Consider the following 18,300-nt stretch of genomic DNA (forward strand, 5'->3'; position numbering starts at 1 on the left):
TCACTAGAGGTAGGGAAATAATCTTTAATAAATATAATCTTATTTGCTATTCTCATGCTGTGATGACACTCCAAATGCCGCTTTGCACAGTCTTGGGTGGGTGTAGTGGGATTTGCCCGTTTCGGAGTTCTTCGTGCGTTCGTTGAAGAAGTCTTTGTGCCGTTCGAACTATGCTTTCAGGCTGCTTTCAAAATCGGCTCTGCGGCTGCTTTTCAGGCTGCTGTTTTGACTGTTGGGCAATGACGGGATTGGGTTTGGGCGTCGCAACTGCGCTGCACCATTCAGGCTGCCCGAATGTCCGAAGCAGCCTGAAAAACGGTGTTGTCTTTCAGGCTGATTTTGTATCGGTCAAACGGCTTTTCAGGCTGCCTAATCGGCATGGTTCAGGCAGCCTGAAAAGCTGAAACCCTAATCCCGCGCCGCCATTGCCAGCATTTCGGCGGCGTGGGCGCGGGTGGTGTCGGTGATGGTTTCGCCGCCGAGCATGCGGGCGATTTCGGCGGTGCGCGCGTCGCCTTCGAGCACGCGGATTTCGCTGACGGTCTGCCCGCCCTTACCGTGTTTGCTGACCTGCCAGTGCTGTTCGCCGCAGGCGGCCACTTGGGGCAGGTGGGTAACGGCCAGCACCTGGTGGCGGGCGCCGAGGCTGCGCAGGGCGCGGCCGACGGTTTCGGCCACGCCGCCGCCGACGCCGGTATCGACTTCGTCGAAAATCAGCGTCGGCACTTGGGTGTAGCGGCTGGCGGCCACCTGCAGCGACAGGCTGATGCGGGCGAGTTCGCCGCCGGAGGCGGCTTTGTTCAGCGGACGCAGCGGGTTGCCTTTGTTGGCGGCCACCTGATACTGCACCTGTTCCAAACCGTGGGCGCCGGGGGCGGAGGGCAGCAGTTCGATATGAAAGCGTGCGCCTTTCATCGCCAGTTTTTGCAGGTGGGCGCAGGTTTCGTCGGCCAGTTTGGCGGCGCCCTGGCGCCGTTGGGCGGACAGGCGCTGGGCGGCTTCGTGGTAGGCGGCTTCGCAGCGCTCGGCGTTTTGGCGCAGCGCTTCGGTGTCGGCGGCGGCGTCCAAATCGTTGAGGGCGGCTTGGATTTCGGCGAGTTTGGCCGGCAGCTCGGCCGGTTCGACGCGGTATTTGCGGGCGGCGGACATCAGCTCGCGCATCCGCTCTTCCTGCAGCGCCAATTCCTGCGGGTTGATTTCGACGCTGCCGCCGACACTTCTGAGATTGGCGGAAACTTCTTCCAGCTCGGCTTCGGCCGAGACGATGAGTTCGATGCTCTCGGCAAAGCGCGGCTCGATGGCGGCGAGGTTTTCCAGTTCGCGGCGGCAGCGGTAGAGCAGGCTGGCGGCGCCGTCTTCGCCGTCGATGTATTCGCGGGCGGTTTCGGCGGACTGCAGCAGTTCGGCGGCGTTGGCCAGGCTGTCGTAGCTGCGGTTGAGGCTTTCCCATTCGCCTTCGGCGGCGCCGAGTTTGTCGAGTTCGCCAAACTGCCATTCGAGCCGCTCGCGCTCGAGGGCGATGTGCTCGGACTGGGTTTGCGCCTGCTCCAGCGCCTGCAGCGCCTGCTGCCACAGCCGGTAGTGCTGGCGCACTTCGTCGGCGGTTTTCAGGCTGCCTGAAAAGGCATCGAGCAGGTGGCGCTGGGCGGCTTCCTGATTGAGCGAGTGGTGGGCGTTTTGGCCGTGGATGTCGATCAGCTGCTCGCCAATGTGCTTGAGCTGGGCGAGGGTGGCGGTCTGGTTGTTGATAAAGCTGCGGCTGCGGCCTTTGGCGTCGATAATCCGGCGCAGGCTGAGTTCGGCGGCGTCTTCGTCAAGCAGCCCCTGATCGCGCAGCTCGGCGGCCAAATCGGGCAGGGCGGAAAGGTCGAACAGGGCAGAAAGGCGCGCTTCTTTGGCGCCGGTGCGCACTTGGGCGTAATCGGCTTTGTCGCCTAAGAGCAGGCCGACGGCATCAAGGGTAACCGATTTGCCGGCGCCGGTTTCGCCGGTGAGCACGGTAAAGCCGCCTTGGAAATCGAGATCGAGTTTTTCAACCAGGACGAAGTCCTGCAAAGACAGTGCGAGCAGCATGAAACAAAAGTCCTAGAACAATGCGGGAAAACCGTTTTCAGGCTGCCTTCGGACAAAGGCAGCCTGAAGAAATCAAAGCAGTTGGAATACGAAGAAAATCAGCGTGTGCAGCACAAACAGCGGCACCAGTATGCCGAAGGACCAGGCCAGATAGCCGAAAAAGCTGGGCATCGCCACTTTGCGCTGCTCGGCAATCGCTTTGACCATAAAGTTCGGCGCATTGCCGATATAGCTTAGGGCGCCCATAAACACCGAGCCCATCGATATCGCCAGCAGGGTGTGGAACAGCGGGCCGGTCATCAGGCTTTGGGCGTCGCCGCCGGCCATATTGAAGAACACCAGATAGGTGGGCGCGTTGTCCAAAAAGGCCGACAGCAGGCCGCTCATCCAGAAATACATGGTATTGACCGGATTGCCGGCCGAATCGTGCACCAGCGCGATTAAGGGGGCGAAGGCGCCGTGTTCGCCCGCCTGCAAAATGGCGATAACCGGCGAGATGCTGATAAAGATGCCGAGAAAGAGTTTGCCCACTTCCATAATCGGGTCCCAGTTGAACTCGTTACCGGCGCGCACCTGCTTGGGCGTCAGCAAGAGCGAGACCAGCGCCAGCGCCAGCAGGATGACGTCGCGCACCAGATTGGGCAGCAGATAGGCAGTGCCGAAAATATTGAAACCGGGATGGTCGGGCTTCCACAGGCCGGACATCAGCACCGCGCCGACTACGCCGGCCAACAGCAGAAAGTTGATCTTGCCGAAGATTTTGATTTTGCCTTCGTCGGCGGTTTCGTGCGGCAGCACTTCGTCTGCCTGGGCGTAGTAGTGCGCATCGAGCAGGTAAAAGGCCGTCAGCAGCACAGCGGCGCTGATCAGCACCGGCGCGGCCATATGCATCACCGTCCAGCCGAAATCAACGCCTTTCAAAAAGCCCAGAAACAGCGGCGGATCGCCCAGCGGCGTCAGGCCGCCGCCGATATTGGCCACCAAAAAGATAAAAAACACCACCACATGCACGCGGTGCTTGCGGTGTTCGTTGGCCTTGAGCACCGGCCGGATCATCAGCATCGCCGCGCCGGTGGTGCCCATTACCGAAGCCAGCAGCGTGCCGATCGCCAGCAGCAGCGTATTGAGCCGCGCGCTGCCGCGCAGGTTGCCCCACACCAAAATGCCGCCCGATACCGTATAGAGCGCCAGCAGCAGCAGGATAAACGGAATGTATTCGCCCACCAGCGCATGCACCACCAGATGCAGGCTCTCGCCCAGCCCGTACACCAGGCTGAAAGGAATCAGAAACAGCAGCGTCCAGCCGGCGGTAATCTTGCCGAAATGGTGGTGCCAGGTATGGGAAAAAAACAAAGGGCCGGTGGCGATGGAGAGCAGGATCAGCACAAAGGGCAGACCCCACCACAGCGGCAGAGCGGCGCCATCGACGCCGGAAGCCTGCGCGGCGGCGGGCAGCAGCATCAACAGCGCACTTAACATGCGGACGGGCATAGTGGTTCCTTTTTCTTCTAACAAACGGACAAACTTCAGAACAGCATTCCCGGCCGCCGCGCCAGCGCCGCGGCCGAAAGCGCCGATTATATACCAAAGCACCGCCACGACGCCCGCCGGCGCCAGTCCGCATCAATCCGGCCAGCCGCCGGCAGCACGGCAAAAAAGCAGCCTGAAAGCCGTTTTCACGCTTTCAGGCTGCCTGCATATCAGATCGGCCCTTATTTTTTGCCGCCGATAACTTTGCTTTGGAGTATCGGCAGCGTCCACGCGCCGCCGGTAAAGCCTTTGCATTGGCCGGTGGTGTCTTCACGGCTGCGCACAAAGGTTTTGCCGTTCCACACCGCGCTTTGGCCGCCCCAGCAGTCGCCCAGACCGCGTCCTTTGAAACCGCCCGACAGTGTGGCGGTTTTCGGATCGAAGCCGGCATGGCCGCCGTATTCCTGCGGCAAAACCTGTTCGACGAGGCTGAGTTTGGCGTTCATCACGGCGTTGAAGCTCGTGCCCTGATACGCGCCCGATATGCACGAAGTGTCAATCAGCACCTGTCTGCTGTTAAGCGGATAGACCGTGATGTCGCGCTGCCGATCGGGTTCATGCAGATCGCCGCAGCGCTCGAAACGATCGTCGTTTTTACGTCCCTGATTGCTCTTTTGCAGCAAGGCCATTACTGCTTTATGTTTGGCCGTGCCTTTTTTCAGCGTGTATTCACCTTTTTGCGGTACGGCGGCGGCGCGGATGGTCGGCACCGGCTGCGGCTGCAATACGGCGCGGGTGCTGCGCCCTTTGCGTATCAGCGCCGAGGGCGTGTTCAGGCGGCCTTGGAATTCGTCAAGTTTCAACATGGCTGCCGCCGCGCCTTTGTCCGACAGCGTCCAGGTGTTTGCGCCTGATATAACTTCGATTTTGGCGTCGCGGCGCAGGGCGGTCAGCAGGGCTTGGGTTTGCGCGCCGCTGAGCTTGCCGTAGCCGTCTTTGTCAAAACGGATGGTACCCAGCGCTTTGCCGTTGAGCCGCAGTTCGCTTTTGGCTGCCAGCTTCAAATCGGGCTCGTTGTCGGTGAAATCGGGGGCGACGGCGATTTGCCCGATCACCGGCGCATTGCCGCCCGCCTTGCGTGTGAACAATACGGATACGGGATGTTCGATTTCTCCATCGTCCTGATAACCGGCGATGCGGCAGGTGCCGGTGTTGTCGCAGGCGGCATCCCAGTCTTGGTAGGATGTATAAAACCCTTGCAGCGGCGCGGCGGCGGCAAGGGCAGGGGAAAACAGGGCAAAGACAAGCAGGCGTTTCATAAAAGCTCCCGGTTAAAGCGTGGCGGAAAAAGGTTTTCAGGCTGCCTGAAAACAAATTGCCGCCTGCAAGTGGCAGGCGGCAAGGAAAAGGGTGGCGAGCCGAACCCCCGGCACTGACGCTCCCGAGTGGGCTGCTGGCTTCCGCCCCTGACCCGTTGTTCGAAATTGTCATGCGGGGAGACCCGCCGTAAGGCTGTGCATTATAGCGGCCGCAGCCAAAATAGCAAGGGGCTGCGGGGCTTGGGGCGTTTCAGGCAGCCTGAAAAAAGCACCTGCCGGGCACTAAAGCGCGGGCGGGTGCTTGAAACCGTTTTTCAGGCTGCCTTTGCGGCGTTTTACAGCCCTGCAGCGGCTTTAAGCGCGGCGGCTTTGTCGGTGCGCTCCCAGGTAAACTCCGGCTCTTCGCGGCCGAAGTGGCCGTAGGCGGCGGTTTTGCTGTAAATCGGACGCAGCAAATCGAGCATTTTGACGATGCCTTTGGGGCGCAGGTCGAAATGTTCGCGCACGATGGCGATCAGTTTGTCTTCGCTGATTTTGCCTGTGCCGAAGGTGTCGATGGCAATCGAGGTCGGCTCAGCGATGCCGATGGCGTAGGAGATTTGGATTTGGCACTGGGTGGCCAGGCCGGCGGCGACGATGTTTTTGGCAACGTAGCGGCAGGCGTAGGCGGCGGAGCGGTCAACTTTGCTCGGGTCTTTGCCCGAGAATGCGCCGCCGCCGTGCGGGGCTGCGCCGCCGTAGGTGTCGACGATGATTTTGCGTCCGGTCAAACCGCAGTCGCCGTGCGGGCCGCCAATCACGAATTTGCCGGTGGGGTTGATCAGATATTTGGTTTCTGCCGTGAGCATTTCGGGCGGCAATACGGGCTTGATAATCTGCTCGATTACCTGTTTTTCCAGCTCTTCATGGCTGATTTCGGGGTCGTGCTGGGTGGAAAGGACGACGGTGTCGATGCGTTTGACTTTGCCGGTTGCGCTGTCGTACACGGCGGTAATCTGCGCTTTGGCATCGGGGCGCAGCCACGGCAGGCGGCCGTCGCGGCGCAATTCGCTCTGACGCTGCATCAGGCGGTGGCTGTAATAAATGGCAAAGGGCATCAGGGTGGGCGTTTCGTCGCAGGCGTAGCCGAACATCAGGCCCTGGTCGCCCGCGCCCTGTTCTAAATCCAAGCCTTCGCCTTCGTTCACGCCTTGGGCGATGTCGGGCGATTGTTGGTCGTAATACACGCCGACGGCGCAGCCTTTGCTGTCGAAACACAGCGCGGGGTCGTTGTAGCCGATGCGCGCGATGGTATCGCGGGCGACTTTGATGTAATCGACGTGGGCATGGGTGGTGATTTCGCCGGCGAGTACGCACAGGCCGGTGTTGACCAGCGTTTCGGCGGCGACACGCGCGGCGGGGTCTTGCGCCAAAACGGCGTCGAGAATGGCATCGGAGATTTGGTCGGCCACTTTGTCGGGATGGCCTTCGGATACGGATTCGGAGGTGAAAAGATATTCGCTCATGGCTTTGGTCTTTCGTTGGCGGGTGGCGGAAAGCAGCCTGAAAACGGCTTCAGGCTGCCTGTTTCGGGTGCGGCGGGCAAAAAAATACCCGCATTTAAGCGGGATTTCGATTGCCTGCGGCGCTGCCGCAAACCACATCGGTTTTGAAAAACCGTCCACCTTACTCGGCGAAACCGCGAAGCAGGTTGGCATGGAAGTCCCAACTCTTAATGCGGGGCGGATGGTAGCAAATCCGCACGGCATCGGCAAGCAAATGCGAATGTTTTTTAAACGGCAAAAGCAGCCTGAAAACCTTGAAACGGGTTTTCAGGCTGCCTTTTGGCTGTCAGGCTGCCCTGTTTTTTCAGTTGTAGCTTGGGGTGCGCCCCAACAAATCTTTTGGTATTGGGAAATATTGGGTTTGGTACCTCAATCTACCTGCTGCCTTTTTCTCTGTAACGTCATTAGCTTACGCAAGTCCGCTACGCTACCACCGCGTAGGCGGGAATCTTGGTTAAATCCAGGCAAAGGCTTGTTTTCCCAAGTCCTGTAAAAGCCCAAACAAGATTCCCGCTTGCGCGGGAATGACGGCAGGGGGCGTTTTCCGTATCCTGTCGAAACCCAAAAAAGCAGCCTGAAAACCTTGAAATGGGTTTTCAGGCTGCCTTGTTTTTCAGGCTGCCGTCAGCAAGTCCAGCGCTTCGCGGTATTTGGCCAGCGTTTTGGCGATCACGTCGGCGGGCACGGCAGGGGCGGGCGGCTGTTTGTTCCAGCCGCTGCTTTCCAGCCAGTCGCGCACGAACTGTTTGTCAAACGAGGGCGGGCTGATGCCGGTTTGGTACTGGCTTTGCGGCCAGAAGCGGCTGGAATCGGGGGTCAGCACTTCGTCCATCAGGGTCAGCGTGCCGTTTTCGTCGAGGCCGAACTCGAATTTGGTGTCGCAGATAATGATGCCGCGCGTTTCGGCGTAGGCGGCCGCTTCGCTGTAAAGGGCGACGGCTTTGTCGCGCACCTGCGCGGCCAGTTCGGCGCCGATGATGCTTTCGCATTCGGCAAAGCTGATGTTTTCGTCGTGGCCGCCAACTTCGGCTTTGGTGGATGGGGTGAATAGGATTTCGGGCAGTTTTTCGGCTTCGCGCAGGTTTTCAGGCAGCCTGATGCCGCAGACGGCGCCGGTTTTTTGGTATTCCTTCCAGCCGCTGCCGGCCAGATAGCCGCGCACGATGGCTTCGATTTTTACCGGTGTCAGGCGTTTGGCGACGACGGCGCGTTTTTCGACGGCGCGGGCTTCGGCTTCGGGCAGCACGTCGTACACGCTTTGGCCGGTGAAGTGGTTGGGCATGATGTGGGCGAGTCTGCCGAACCAGAAATTGGAGATTTGGGTAAGGATTTCGCCTTTGCCGGGGATGGGTTCGGGCAGGATGACGTCGAAGGCGGAGAGGCGGTCGCTGGCGACGATCAGCATGGTTTTGTCGTCGATTTCGTAAAGGTCGCGCACTTTGCCGGAGTAGATTTTTTTCAGGGAAAGGGTGGTCATGACGGGCTCGCAGTAGGGAAAAAGGGGGCGGGGGATGCCAAAGGCAGAGTGTTTTTCAGGCTGCCTTAATCCTGTACGGGGCAGCCTGAAAAACGCCGGGTTTATTTGCTGTATTCACGCTGGTGGCGGGTGCCGATTTGTTCGGCAACGCGCTGGCGCAATGCCTGGTCGTTTTTGGCGCGTCCGTCGATGCACAGGGCGATGTAGAGCTCGCGGCGCACGGGGTCGCTGCCGTTGATTTTGCCGCCGATGACTTTCCAGTCGGACTGGCGCGGCGTGATCCAGCGGCGGCCTTCCAAATCGGCGTAGGCAAAGGTTTTGAGCTTGGCGCCTTCGGAGCCGAGCAGCTTGTTGCCGGTTACGCACAGCAGGCCTTCGGCGCTGATGTTGTCGTAGCCGGCGGCCGAGCGGTTGTTCAGCAGATAGCGCACGCTGCCGTCGGCGGCGGTGGTGATGCTGGAGAGCAGGATGCGCGGTTTGCCGCGGAAGGTGGGCGAAACGTAGATGTCGAGCCATTCGGGGTCGGCCGGATCGGGCACGGCGGGCAGCGACAGCTTGCTTTCGCTGAAGTTTTCGGTTTCAAGGCGGCCGCCGCCCATTTGGTCGAAACGCTTTTCGGTCAGCGATTCGGCGGCAGCGCTGCCGCAGAGCGCAACGGCCAGTAGGAATCCGTATGCGGTTTTGCTCATGTTCTGCTCCTGTCCTGAATATCAATATGGGAAACGGCGAAGGCTTAAGGCAGCCTGAAAACGGCAAAAGGCGTTTTCAGGCTGCCTTTGGGGCTTATGCTTTGCCCAGCGCGGCCAGGATTTCGCCGCGCACGTCGTCCACCGGACGGGTGCCGTCCACTTTCACGTAGCGCGGGGCGTGCTCGCCGCTCAAGCCGCTGTAAAAGCCGATTAGAACGGCGGTTTCGCCGTGATAAACATCCAGGCGTTTGCGCACGGTTTCTTCTTTGTCGTCGCTGCGCTGGATCAGGTCTTCGCCGGTTTCGTCATCTTTGCCTTCGACTTTGGGCGGGTTGTGGACGATGTGGTAGCTGCGGCCGGAAGCGGGGTGCACGCGGCGGCCGCTGATGCGCTCGAGAATCACGGCGTCGGGCACGTCGATTTCAACCACCGCATCCAGCGCGATTCCGGCCTGCTGCAGCGCTTCGGCCTGCGCCAGCGTGCGCGGGAAGCCGTCAAACAGAAAACCGTCGCGGCAGTCGTCTTGGGCGATGCGCTCTTTGACCATGCCGATGATGATGTCGTCGCGTACTAAGCCGCCTTCGTCCATGATTTTTTTCGCTTCCAAACCCAGCGGCGTGCCGGCTTTGATGGCGGCGCGCAGCATGTCGCCGGTGGAAATCTGCGGAATGCCGAAGGCGCGGGTGATGAACTGTGCCTGTGTTCCTTTGCCTGCGCCGGGGGCGCCGAGCAGCAATATTTTCATAATCTGTCTTTCGTTGCGGGGTGGGAAAAGGGCGCTATGTTAATACTTTTTAAACTATGCTTCAAAGGCAGCCTGAAAGAACCGCCGCGCGGCTTGCAATGGCGGCGGCTGCAGCTTTTTTGTATAAAACTTCCATAAAATGGGTTAAGAAGCGCTAAAGTATTTATTTTGTTGTTTCTAATATCAAATGTGCCGTTTTTTGGGCTGCGGGTGCCGAAAAACGGCGTTTTTTCACGGCCAAAGGGCAAGTATTTGCTGCAAAAACCGCCGTTTGGCTTGGCATAAAGGTTAAGAAACCGCTATCATACCGAAAATTTTTTAAGCATCCGCATCGGGTTTGCGCCCCTTGGCGGGGCTTTGCTAATGGAGACTTACTTTGAAAACAAACAAAATAATCGCCGCTTCGCTGTCTTTGGCCGTTTCCGTGCCGGCGCTTGCCGGTTTGGGCGGTTTGAATGTCCAATCCAATTTGGGCGAGCCGTTTTCAGGCAGCATCGTGATCAGCGGCCGGGAAGCCGAAGCGGTAATGCAAAGCCGGAACATCAGTATTTCCGGTGCCAACCTTCAGGGAACGGTGGTTCCGCAGGGCAACGGCAATGTGCTGCTGCACCTGCATTCTTCTTCCGCCGTTCACGAACCCATCCTGACCTTTACCGTTTCCGCCGGCAAACAAACACGTCAATACACAGCCATGGTCAATCCGCCCCGTTACACCCCTGCCAAAGCCTCCGCACCCAAAGCAAGCAAAGCCCCGCGTAAAAGCGGTACGCTGACTCCCATCGCCGATCCCGCATCAGGCGATGCTTTGCAGCAGGAAAGGGTTTTGCGTCCGGAAGGCGCCGGCGAACGCGAGCGCCAGGGCGCTTCTGCCAAAAGCCGTTACCACCGCGTCCAACGCGGCGAGAGCGTTGCCTCCATCGCCCGCCGCTACCGTCCGCACAGCATCAGCCAGCGCCGCGCGATACAGGCGCTGATGGCGGCCAACCCGGGCGTGTTCCGCCGCGGTCGTGTCGATGAAATCCACCGCAATGCCAATCTGTACATTCCGTCCGCCTCGCAATGGCAGGCTTACGCCGCCGCTGCCGACCGGCGCGCTGCCCGTGCCGCCGCCCGCAGCGATTGGAGCCGTCAGGCCGACAACCAGGCCGGACGGAACGGCGAAGTGAAAAACGACGTGGCAGTGCCGCGTGAGCAGGTAAAACCGCAGCAGGATGCCGTTAAGCCGCAAGAGCAGCCCAAACCCGAAGCAGTCAAGCCGGAGCCGGTGAAACCCGAACCGGTTAAGCCCGAGCCAACCAAACCCGAACCGGCCAAACCGGAGCAGGCGAAGCAGCCTGAAGAGCCTATGCCGCCGGTACAGCCGCCGCAGCCTGAAACTCCGCCCGCTTCGGCAGGCAATGTTCCGGCCGGCCAGCAGGCTTCCGAAGGCACAATCGCCATTCCGCCCGAAATACAGGGCGAGGCTTCCGAAGTGCCTGTGCCGAATCCTGATCCGAAACTGGTTCCACCGCCTGCCGAGCAGGATGTTGCCGGCCAAGACGGTGCAGCCGGTGAAGAAGTCGATTGGACCAAATGGGCGGCGATGGGCGCCGCCGGTGCGCTGGTGCTGGGCGGTTCCGCTTATCTCTTCAATAACCGCCGCCGCCGTAAGGAAGAAGCGGATAGCGAAGAAGACGATCTGCCGACCGCCAGCGAAGCGGCCAGCCGCGTCAAATGGAATTCGGCTGCCGCACAAAATGCTGCGGCTCAGGCTGCAGTACAAACTGCGACAGATGACGAAGCCGATTTTGAGGATGACGACGAAGTCTATATTGCCGAGAGCGTGACTCCTGCCGCCCAGCCGCAGGTTCAACCCCAGGCATCTACATTCGATTTAGACAGCTTCCAGCCCGAAGTTGTTACCAAGACCGAAACTGTTGTCGAGGAAAACCGTCCGGAAGAGTTGGCGCGCGCGGCATCGCAATCGGCTACCGAATTTGATGCCGGTGATTGGAACTGGGAAGAAGTCGAAGCCGCTCCCGCCACGCAGGCTGCAGCCAAACCCGCGGCAAGCGCCGCAGCAGCAGTTGCCGCCGCCCCCGCCAGCGAAGAGCAGGACGACTGGATGGCCGATTTCGACTTCATCCAGCCGGACGAACCCGAAAGCATGCCGCCTGAAACTTCTTTCTCAGTTGGCGAGCAAGAAGTGCAGTTTGCCGAGCCTGCCGCTGTTGAACCGGCAGCATTCGAGCAGCCCGTATTTGAACAGCCTGCCGCCGTTGCAGAACCGGTGTTTGAACAGCCTGCATTTGAGCAGCCGACATTTGAGCAGTATGCCGTAGCCGATTTCGCGCCGGTTGGCGAGCCCGAACCGCAGCCGGCAGTTACCCAGGCAGCAGATGACTTTGGCGCCTTGGATTTTGCGGCGGACTTTGAAAGCCCGCAGCAGACCGTGGCCGATATCGAAAGCGCTTTGGCCGAGCCTGCCCTGCAGAGCGATTCTGCTTTGGATTTCGCGCTGGATACGCCGGCCGTTGCCGAAACCGCCGATTTGAATGTGCCGGCGGCACCGGTTGCCGATTTGTCTGTTGCCGATTTGTCCTTCGACGACGGTTTGGATTTTGCCCAAGTAGAGCAGGCACAGCAGCCTGAAATCTCCGCTGCCGCTGCCGATCCGTTTGCCGCGCCGTTTGCTGCAGAAGCGGAAGGTCTCAGCGCCGATGCGCTGGCCGAATTTACCGCGCCGGCAGCGGAAGTGCCCAACTACCAGACGCACGATGCCATCGCCAGCGCCGAGGTTTCCGATATGGATACCCCGCTGGAAGCCAAGCTGGAGCTGGCGAAAATGTATCTGGAAATCGACGATGCCGCTACCGCCCGCGAAACCCTGCGCGAGCTGATTGCCGAGTCAAACGGCAGCAGCATCCAAGACCAGGCCAAAGCCCTGCTGGCCGAATTGGGCAACTAAGCAGCCGCAAAAATCAAACGGCATTTCTTACGGGAAATGCCGTTTTCTTTTCCTGGTGCAAGGGTGCAAGCCTGCCGGTTGTGGGGAGAGATTTCCGGATGATGCCTGTCTGTTCCTGTCCTTTGGATAAAAAGCAGCCTGAAAACGCCAAACTGCGTTTTCAGGCTGCTTTGTTCCATCCAATCCGTTTCCGTTTGGGTTTTACAACGCAGGCGCTTTGGTATGCCAGTCGCTGGCAAGCTGGATTTGGTGGGCGGCGTTGAGCAGGCGGGCTTCGGAAAAGTGGTTGCCAATAAGCTGTACGCCGATGGGCAGGCCGTTGCGGCAGAAGCCGGCGGGCAGGCTGAGGGCGGGCAGGCCGGCGAGGTTGACGGCGATGGTGTAGATATCGGAGAGGTAGGCTTTCAAGGGGTCGCCGCCGTGGCTGCCGATTTGCGGGGCGGAAGATGGGGCGGTGGGGCCGAGGATAAGGTCGCAATCGGCAAAGGCCGTCTGAAAATCGTTGGCGACGAGGCGGCGCAGTTTTTGCGCTTTGATGTAGTAGGCGTCGTAGTAGCCGTGGCTCAGTACATAAGTGCCGATCATGATGCGGCGTTTGACTTCGCTGCCGAAGCCTTCGGCGCGGGTGTTGGCGTACATTTCTTCGAGATTGGCAAACTCGGCGGCGCGGTGGCCGTAGCGCACGCCGTCGTAGCGCGAGAGGTTGGTGCTGGCTTCGGCGGAGGCGAGCACGTAATAGGCGGGGATGGAGAGGGCGGTTTGCGGCAGGGAGACTTCTACCGTTTCGGCGCCTTGTTCGCGCAGGATGGCGATGGTGTTGTGCAGGGCGGTTTTGACGTCTGCTTCGCAGCCGTCGCCGAAGTATTCTTTGGGCAGGCCGATTTTGAGGCCTTTGAGCGGGCGGTTTAGGTCGCGGGTGTAGTCTTCGTTTTCGCGTTCGAGGCTGGTGGAATCGCGTTCGTCAAAGCCTGCCATGGCGTTGAGCAGGATGGCGCAGTCTTCGGCGGTTTGCGCCATTGGGCCGGCCTGGTCGAGGCTGGAGGCGTAGGCAATCATGCCGAAGCGGGAAACGGTGCCGTAGGTGGGTTTTAAGCCGGTAATGCCGCAATGGGAGGCGGGCTGGCGGATGGAGCCACCGGTGTCGGAGCCTAAGCTGGCGGGGGCAAGGCGGGCGGCAATCACGGCTGCCGAGCCGCCGGACGAGCCGCCGGGCACATGGGCGGTGTTCCACGGGTTTTTGGTCGCGCCGTAGTAGGAATTTTCGTTGGCCGAACCCATGGCAAATTCGTCCATATTGGTGCGGCCGAGCGTTACCATGCCTTGGTCGAGCAGGTTTTGCACCACGGTGGCGGTGTAGGGCGAGACGAAGTTGTCGAGCATTTTGCTGGCACAGGCGCTGCGCCAGCCGGTTTGGCAGAAGATGTCTTTGTAGGCGATTGGCACGCCGGTAAGCGCGGTGGCTTCTCCGGCGGCAATGCGCGCGTCGGCGGCGCGGGCTTCGGCGAGGGTTTTTTCTTCGTCAAGCGTGATGTAGCCGTTGATGGCGGCATTGCGCGCGGCAATGGCTTTAAGGTATTCGCCCGCCAACTCTACGGCGGAGATTTGTTTGGATTGTAATAATTCGGAGGCTTGTTTGAGGGTGTAGGGGGTGGTCATTTCAGGTCTTTGCGGTTGGTTTTCGGATTTTCAGGCTGCTGCGGATTGTTTGGGCTGCCTTTTTGGGTATCGGTTTCGGCGGTGCCGCTTTCAGGCTGCTTGGTGCAAAACAGCAGCGATTCGTCATCGGTGATGGCCATTTTGTTGCCGCGTATGCCGAGCACGCGCATATCGGTGGATTTGAAACTTTTTTTCCGTGCGCTTTCTTCCATAAAGTCCATGTATTCTTTTTCTTCCTTGCGCAGGGCGGTGTCTTTGATGTCTTCAGGCTTGTACAGGCGCTCGACTCTGTCGAGCGACAGGGTCAGCAGCACGCGGTTGCCGTCTTTGATGTTCCAAAAACCAGAATAGTATTCGCGGTAGCGCAGCGGCTTGGCGGTTTTGCCGCTGTCCTTGCCGTCGTTCAAGGTGCGCTCAAAGTAAGCGACATATAGATGCGCGGGCAGGTTTTTTTCTTCGACAAAAACGATGTAGTCCGGCGCGAAAGTGTGGATGGGATCGCGCTGCTCTGCGATTTTGCACGCCCATTCGCCGAAAAGCTGGCTGTCTTTCACCTGCGGCTGCGGCTCGGCGCCGGCAAAGCCGCAGAGAAACAGGGCGGCAAGGGCAGAAATTTTGGATGGTTTCATGGCGGTTCGTTGCTTTTTGATGTATCGGACAAACGGTGCAGGCACAGGCAGCCTGAAAAAAGCGGCATTTTACCCGAAATCCGCCTGAAAACGCAGGCGCGGATCATGCGGAACCGGCTGCAATCACAACAGCCGGTTGGCATAGAAGGCAGCCTGAAAGCGCCAAAACGGGTTTTCAGGCTGCTTTTCGTTTTTTACACCGCAAGGCAGCCTGAAAACGGTTTAGCCCAATGCGGCGAGCAGCTGGTCAAACGCCTGTTTGAACTGCTGCAGACCGACGGCCTGCAGCTGGCGCGCCAGCGTTTCCAATTCGGCGCCGGCCGCTTCGGCGGCGGCCAGATCGGCGAGCGCCTGCTCTTGGTTTTCGGTAAGGGTGGGGCGGGCGCTGCCGTGGTCGATAAAGGCGGCCAGCGTGGCGTCGGGCACGGTATTAACGGTGTTCTCGCCGATCAGGCTGTCCACATACAGGGTGTCGGGATAGGCAGGGTTTTTCACGCCGGTGGATGCCCACAGCAGGCTGACCGGTGCAGCGCCGGCGGCTGCGGCAGCCTGAAATTCGGCGCCGGCCACATGGTTTTGCCAGTCGAGATAGGCGGCTTTGGCCAACGCGATGGCAGTTTTGCCGCGCAGGTTTTCAGGCAGCTTGCCATCCAGCGCGGCATCGACGCGGGAAATAAAGAAGCTGGCAACGGCGCGCACTGCACCCACCGGCTGGCCGGCGGCGGCACGTTTGGCGATGCCGCGGCTGTAGGCGGCGTAGGCTTTGAGCGTTTGCGCGCGGGAAAACAGCAGGGTCAGATTAACGCTAATGCCTTCGGCGGTAAGCGTTTCAAAGGCTTGGATGCCGGCATCGGTGGCGGGGATTTTGATCATGGCGTTGGGGCGCGCGAGCAGCGTGTGCAGGCGTCGGGCTTCGCCGATGGTGCCGGCAGCGTTGTGCGCCAGCTCGGGGGCGACTTCCAGGCTCACCCAGCCGCTGTTGCCGCCGCTGCGCTGAAATTCGCCCAGGCAGATGTCGCAGGCAGCCTGAACGTCGGCCACGGCAAGCGTTTCGTAAATCTGCGCCGGTGCCAGCCCCTGCTCTTTCAGGCGGGCGATGTCGGCGCGGTAGAGTTCGTCGCCGGCGAAGGCTTTTTGGAAAATCGCCGGATTGGAAGTAACGCCGCACACTCCGTCGGCCAAGAGCCGTGCCAGCGTACCGTTTTCCAGCAGTGAGCGCGACAGGTTGTCGAGCCAGATTTGTTGTCCAAGTGCTTTGACTTCGGCTAGAATTGTCATGTTTTTCCTTCTGCGTAGGCGTGAAAAAGGTTTTCATGCTAACGCTTTTTTACTGTTTTGAACAGTTTGCAGGCAGCCTGAAACCCGTTCGCCGAACGTTCAGGCTGCCTGATTTTCGGGAGTGGCGATGCAGGCAGAACACGATTTTCTGGAATGGGCGCGCGAAGCGATGCAAACCGAAGCCGACGCGGTGCGCGAAGTGGCGCGTTCGCTGGATGGCAGCTTTGCCCGCGCCGCGCAGGCGCTGCTTGCCTGCCGCGGCCGCGTGGTGGTGATGGGCATGGGCAAGTCCGGTCACATCGGCGGCAAAATCGCCGCCACGCTCGCCAGCACCGGCACCCCCGCCTTTTTCGTCCACCCCGCCGAAGCCGCCCACGGCGATTTGGGCATGGTGTGCGACGGCGACGCGGTGCTGGCGCTGTCCAATTCCGGCGAAAGCGACGAAATCATCGCGCTCCTGCCGGCGCTCAAACGCAAAAACATCGTGCTGCTGGCGGTAACGTCCAATCCCCAATCCACGCTCGCCCGCCACGCCGACATCCACATCACCGCCGCCGTTTCCCGCGAAGCCTGCCCGCTCGGCCTGGCGCCCACATCCAGCACCACCGCCGTGCTGGCGCTGGGCGACGCGCTGGCCGTTGCCCTGCTCAACGCCCGCTCCTTCACGCGCGGCGATTTCGCGCTCAGCCACCCCGCCGGTAGTCTCGGCCGCCGCCTGCTGCTCACCGTGGCCGACGTCATGCACAGCGGCGACGCCCTGCCCGCAGTCGCCGAAGGCACGCCCTTGAAAACCGCCGTGGTTGCCATGAGCGAAAAAAGTCTCGGCATGCTCGCCGTAATCGACAAACAAGGCAGCCTGAAAGGCATTTTCACCGACGGCGACCTGCGCCGCCTGCTGGAAACCCGCGACACCCTTGCCGGCCTAACGGTGGACGAAATTATGAAACCCGACCCCGTAACCATCGCCCCCGACAAGCTGGCCGCCGAAGCGGCGAAACTGATGCAGCAAAAACGCATCGGCGGCCTGCTGGTCAGCGAGCAGGGACGTTTGGTCGGTGCGCTCAATATGCACGATTTGTTGCGCGAGCGGGTGGTTTAGGGAGGTTTGATATTTGGTTTTTGACAGGCAAAAGGCAGCCTGAAAATATTCGGGAAACCCTGATTGCCAATACACCCCAACACTCAAAGGCAGCCTGAAAACTTTTCAGGCTGCCTTTGACGTACAATCGGCAGCGCCAAACCAAGCACAAGGAGACGCGATATGAAAATCTACCCCGCCGCCGAAATGCGCCGGCGCGAGCAGGCCGCCGTTGGGCGCGGCACGAGTTTCGAGCAACTGATGGAAAACGCCGGCCAAGCAGCGGCGGCCGATTTGCTGCGGCGCCTGCCCGCCGCCGGCCGGGCGCTGGTGGTTTGCGGCAAGGGCAACAACGGCGGTGACGGCCTGGTAATCGCGCGGGTGCTGCAGGCGCAGGGCTGGCGCGTCGATATCGCTTTTGTACTTGGCAGTGATTTGTCGGAACTGGCCGAGCTGAACCGCCGCCGGCTGCAGGGTGCGGTGGGCATTACCTTTATCGCCGCCAACGAACTGGCCGGTGCTTTGGACACCGGCTACCGCGTACTGATCGACGGCATTTTCGGCACCGGTTTCAGCGGCGCACTGCCCGATACCGTCGCCGCAGTCTGCCGCCGGCTCAACGCCGCATCCGGCCTGAAAGTGGCGCTCGACATCCCCACCGGCCTGGACTGCGACAGCGGCACCGCCGATGCCGACACTTTCCGTGCCGACCTCACCTACGCCTTCGCCGCCTACAAACCTGCCCATTTCAGCGACGCGGGCAAAGCGCTGTGCGGCGAAACGGTGTGTCTGGACATCGGCATCGATTAAGCCGATTACCCGCGCAAAAAAGCAGCCTGAAAAGTTTTCAGGCTGCTTTTTTTTGCTGGTGGTGTAGCTTGGATATCCGTGTCCGATATTCCAGGTTCTCTGACTGGATGCCGTCCTTGCGGCCGGCCGTCGGATTCGAGAATCCGACCTACGGGACTATTCAGGCTGCTTTTCAGTAGAGTTTGCCACAGGTAGCCTATCCCCCTGGCGCAGCCGAACAGAGTACGGTTTTTCCGGATTTAAGCGTGCGCCCTGTTTGAGCCCGCCCAAGCGGGCGAGTTCGCACGCGCCGGAAAAGCCGTACGGCGTGAGGGAAGCCGCGCCCCAAGCGCGGCCTGCAACCGGGGGCGCCTTTCTTTGCTTACTTTCTTTGGCGACGCAAAGAAAGTAAGTCGCCGCGCGGCGACAGAGCGCAAAGGTAAAGCGGCAAGAACCGCCGGCTATAGGGCAATGGTGTTGCGGCAGGCGATTCAAATTCCTGCCGGATGCCGTCCTTGCGGCCGGCCGTCGGATTCGAGAATCCGACCTTGTATATCGGAACACCCGTATCATAGCAACAAACCGCCCGCCGCCGCCCGCATCCGA

The 18,300-nt window shown here is 60.3% G+C and carries 16 protein-coding genes and 1 other RNA gene; 4 read left to right on the top strand and 13 right to left on the bottom strand.

The genetic code is table 11. The features are described from left to right. Nucleotides 1-408: 408 nt before the first annotated feature. From recN to metK, 5 genes are all read right to left on the bottom strand, one after another. Nucleotides 409-2,073: a DNA repair protein RecN gene (gene recN, locus MB824_RS02620; RefSeq protein WP_238745705.1), complete on the bottom strand. Its 1,665-nt coding sequence runs from the start codon at nucleotides 2,071-2,073 to the stop codon at nucleotides 409-411. A gap of 72 nt (nucleotides 2,074-2,145) precedes the next feature. Then, nucleotides 2,146-3,564 carry a sodium:proton antiporter gene (locus tag MB824_RS02625; protein ID WP_238745707.1) on the bottom strand — a complete coding sequence of 473 codons (1,419 nt, stop codon included), beginning with the start codon at nucleotides 3,562-3,564 and terminating at the stop codon, nucleotides 2,146-2,148. A 221-nt stretch (nucleotides 3,565-3,785) separates the two neighbouring features. After that, a complete protein-coding gene (locus tag MB824_RS02630; protein WP_238745708.1) occupies nucleotides 3,786-4,862 on the bottom strand; it encodes a DUF1176 domain-containing protein in 1,077 nt (358 codons plus the stop codon). Nucleotides 4,863-4,952: 90 nt separating this feature from the next. Further along, an RNA gene (ffs, locus tag MB824_RS02635) (signal recognition particle sRNA small type) lies at nucleotides 4,953-5,049 on the bottom strand. Nucleotides 5,050-5,197: 148 nt separating this feature from the next. Then, nucleotides 5,198-6,367, bottom strand: a complete 1,170-nt coding sequence (metK, locus tag MB824_RS02640) for a methionine adenosyltransferase (RefSeq protein ID WP_238745709.1) — start codon at nucleotides 6,365-6,367, stop codon at nucleotides 5,198-5,200. Here metK and MB824_RS02645 point away from each other — a divergent pair. After that, nucleotides 6,366-6,899, top strand: a complete 534-nt coding sequence (locus tag MB824_RS02645) for a hypothetical protein (protein ID WP_238745710.1) — start codon at nucleotides 6,366-6,368, stop codon at nucleotides 6,897-6,899. The two genes, metK and MB824_RS02645, sit on opposite strands and share 2 nt — an antisense overlap. A 120-nt stretch (nucleotides 6,900-7,019) precedes the next feature. On the opposite strand, the gene MB824_RS02650 is transcribed toward MB824_RS02645, so the two are convergent. The 3 genes from MB824_RS02650 to adk form a co-directional block, all read right to left on the bottom strand. Continuing rightward, entirely contained in the window at nucleotides 7,020-7,883 is an 864-nt protein-coding gene (locus tag MB824_RS02650) for a phosphoribosylaminoimidazolesuccinocarboxamide synthase (protein ID WP_238745711.1), read from the bottom strand. A 101-nt stretch (nucleotides 7,884-7,984) separates the two neighbouring features. Continuing rightward, nucleotides 7,985-8,572: a CNP1-like family protein gene (locus MB824_RS02655; protein WP_238745712.1), complete on the bottom strand. Its 588-nt coding sequence runs from the start codon at nucleotides 8,570-8,572 to the stop codon at nucleotides 7,985-7,987. A 94-nt stretch (nucleotides 8,573-8,666) separates the two neighbouring features. Then, nucleotides 8,667-9,317, bottom strand: coding sequence for an adenylate kinase (gene adk, locus MB824_RS02660; protein ID WP_238745714.1), 651 nt, complete (start codon nucleotides 9,315-9,317; stop codon nucleotides 8,667-8,669). Between the two features lie 376 nt (nucleotides 9,318-9,693). Between adk and MB824_RS02665 the strand changes: the two genes are divergently transcribed. Next, nucleotides 9,694-12,264 carry a FimV/HubP family polar landmark protein gene (locus tag MB824_RS02665; protein ID WP_238745716.1) on the top strand — a complete coding sequence of 857 codons (2,571 nt, stop codon included), beginning with the start codon at nucleotides 9,694-9,696 and terminating at the stop codon, nucleotides 12,262-12,264. Here the strand turns inward: MB824_RS02665 and MB824_RS02670 are convergent. The 4 genes from MB824_RS02670 to tal form a co-directional block, all read right to left on the bottom strand. Continuing rightward, entirely contained in the window at nucleotides 12,261-12,443 is a 183-nt protein-coding gene (locus tag MB824_RS02670; protein ID WP_238745718.1) for a hypothetical protein, read from the bottom strand. The two genes, MB824_RS02665 and MB824_RS02670, sit on opposite strands and share 4 nt — an antisense overlap. Nucleotides 12,444-12,465: 22 nt before the next feature. After that, on the bottom strand, nucleotides 12,466-13,920 hold the full coding sequence (gene gatA / locus MB824_RS02675) for an Asp-tRNA(Asn)/Glu-tRNA(Gln) amidotransferase subunit GatA (RefSeq protein WP_238745720.1): 1,455 nt from the start codon (nucleotides 13,918-13,920) through the stop codon (nucleotides 12,466-12,468). After that, nucleotides 13,917-14,549: a hypothetical protein gene (locus MB824_RS02680; RefSeq protein ID WP_238745722.1), complete on the bottom strand. Its 633-nt coding sequence runs from the start codon at nucleotides 14,547-14,549 to the stop codon at nucleotides 13,917-13,919. Before MB824_RS02680 ends, gatA begins: the two co-directional genes overlap by 4 nt. A 222-nt stretch (nucleotides 14,550-14,771) precedes the next feature. After that, a complete protein-coding gene (tal, locus tag MB824_RS02685) occupies nucleotides 14,772-15,827 on the bottom strand; it encodes a transaldolase (RefSeq protein WP_238745724.1) in 1,056 nt (351 codons plus the stop codon). Nucleotides 15,828-15,954: 127 nt separating this feature from the next. Between tal and MB824_RS02690 the strand changes: the two genes are divergently transcribed. Together MB824_RS02690 and MB824_RS02695 are read left to right on the top strand one after the other, a co-directional pair. Next, the gene (locus MB824_RS02690; RefSeq protein ID WP_238745726.1) at nucleotides 15,955-16,926 is read left to right on the top strand and encodes a KpsF/GutQ family sugar-phosphate isomerase; all 972 of its coding nucleotides are present in this window, start codon (nucleotides 15,955-15,957) and stop codon (nucleotides 16,924-16,926) included. Between the two features lie 162 nt (nucleotides 16,927-17,088). Continuing rightward, nucleotides 17,089-17,715, top strand: a complete 627-nt coding sequence (locus MB824_RS02695; protein ID WP_238745728.1) for an NAD(P)H-hydrate epimerase — start codon at nucleotides 17,089-17,091, stop codon at nucleotides 17,713-17,715. A 361-nt stretch (nucleotides 17,716-18,076) separates the two neighbouring features. On the opposite strand, the gene MB824_RS02700 is transcribed toward MB824_RS02695, so the two are convergent. After that, nucleotides 18,077-18,300 (bottom strand): hypothetical protein (locus MB824_RS02700; protein WP_238745730.1); only part of this gene is annotated, 224 nt, incomplete at its 5' end.

Source organism: Kingella pumchi (assembly GCF_022288825.1).
GTDB lineage: Bacteria > Pseudomonadota > Gammaproteobacteria > Burkholderiales > Neisseriaceae > Kingella_D > Kingella_D pumchi.

What these genes read in the sequence shown, in the direction of transcription:
- MB824_RS02625 (WP_238745707.1), bottom strand. Translation starts at nt 3,564, where the DNA reads ATGCCCGTCCGCATGTTAAGTGCGCTGTTGATGCTGCTGCCCGCCGCC.
- MB824_RS02695 (WP_238745728.1), top strand. Translation starts at nt 17,089, where the DNA reads ATGAAAATCTACCCCGCCGCCGAAATGCGCCGGCGCGAGCAGGCCGCC.
- MB824_RS02630 (WP_238745708.1), bottom strand. Translation starts at nt 4,862, where the DNA reads ATGAAACGCCTGCTTGTCTTTGCCCTGTTTTCCCCTGCCCTTGCCGCC.
- tal (WP_238745724.1), bottom strand. Translation starts at nt 15,827, where the DNA reads ATGACAATTCTAGCCGAAGTCAAAGCACTTGGACAACAAATCTGGCTC.
- adk (WP_238745714.1), bottom strand. Translation starts at nt 9,317, where the DNA reads ATGAAAATATTGCTGCTCGGCGCCCCCGGCGCAGGCAAAGGAACACAG.
- recN (WP_238745705.1), bottom strand. Translation starts at nt 2,073, where the DNA reads ATGCTGCTCGCACTGTCTTTGCAGGACTTCGTCCTGGTTGAAAAACTC.
- metK (WP_238745709.1), bottom strand. Translation starts at nt 6,367, where the DNA reads ATGAGCGAATATCTTTTCACCTCCGAATCCGTATCCGAAGGCCATCCC.
- MB824_RS02645 (WP_238745710.1), top strand. Translation starts at nt 6,366, where the DNA reads ATGGCTTTGGTCTTTCGTTGGCGGGTGGCGGAAAGCAGCCTGAAAACG.
- gatA (WP_238745720.1), bottom strand. Translation starts at nt 13,920, where the DNA reads ATGACCACCCCCTACACCCTCAAACAAGCCTCCGAATTATTACAATCC.
- MB824_RS02670 (WP_238745718.1), bottom strand. Translation starts at nt 12,443, where the DNA reads ATGGAACAAAGCAGCCTGAAAACGCAGTTTGGCGTTTTCAGGCTGCTT.
- MB824_RS02680 (WP_238745722.1), bottom strand. Translation starts at nt 14,549, where the DNA reads ATGAAACCATCCAAAATTTCTGCCCTTGCCGCCCTGTTTCTCTGCGGC.
- MB824_RS02690 (WP_238745726.1), top strand. Translation starts at nt 15,955, where the DNA reads ATGCAGGCAGAACACGATTTTCTGGAATGGGCGCGCGAAGCGATGCAA.
- MB824_RS02655 (WP_238745712.1), bottom strand. Translation starts at nt 8,572, where the DNA reads ATGAGCAAAACCGCATACGGATTCCTACTGGCCGTTGCGCTCTGCGGC.
- MB824_RS02650 (WP_238745711.1), bottom strand. Translation starts at nt 7,883, where the DNA reads ATGACCACCCTTTCCCTGAAAAAAATCTACTCCGGCAAAGTGCGCGAC.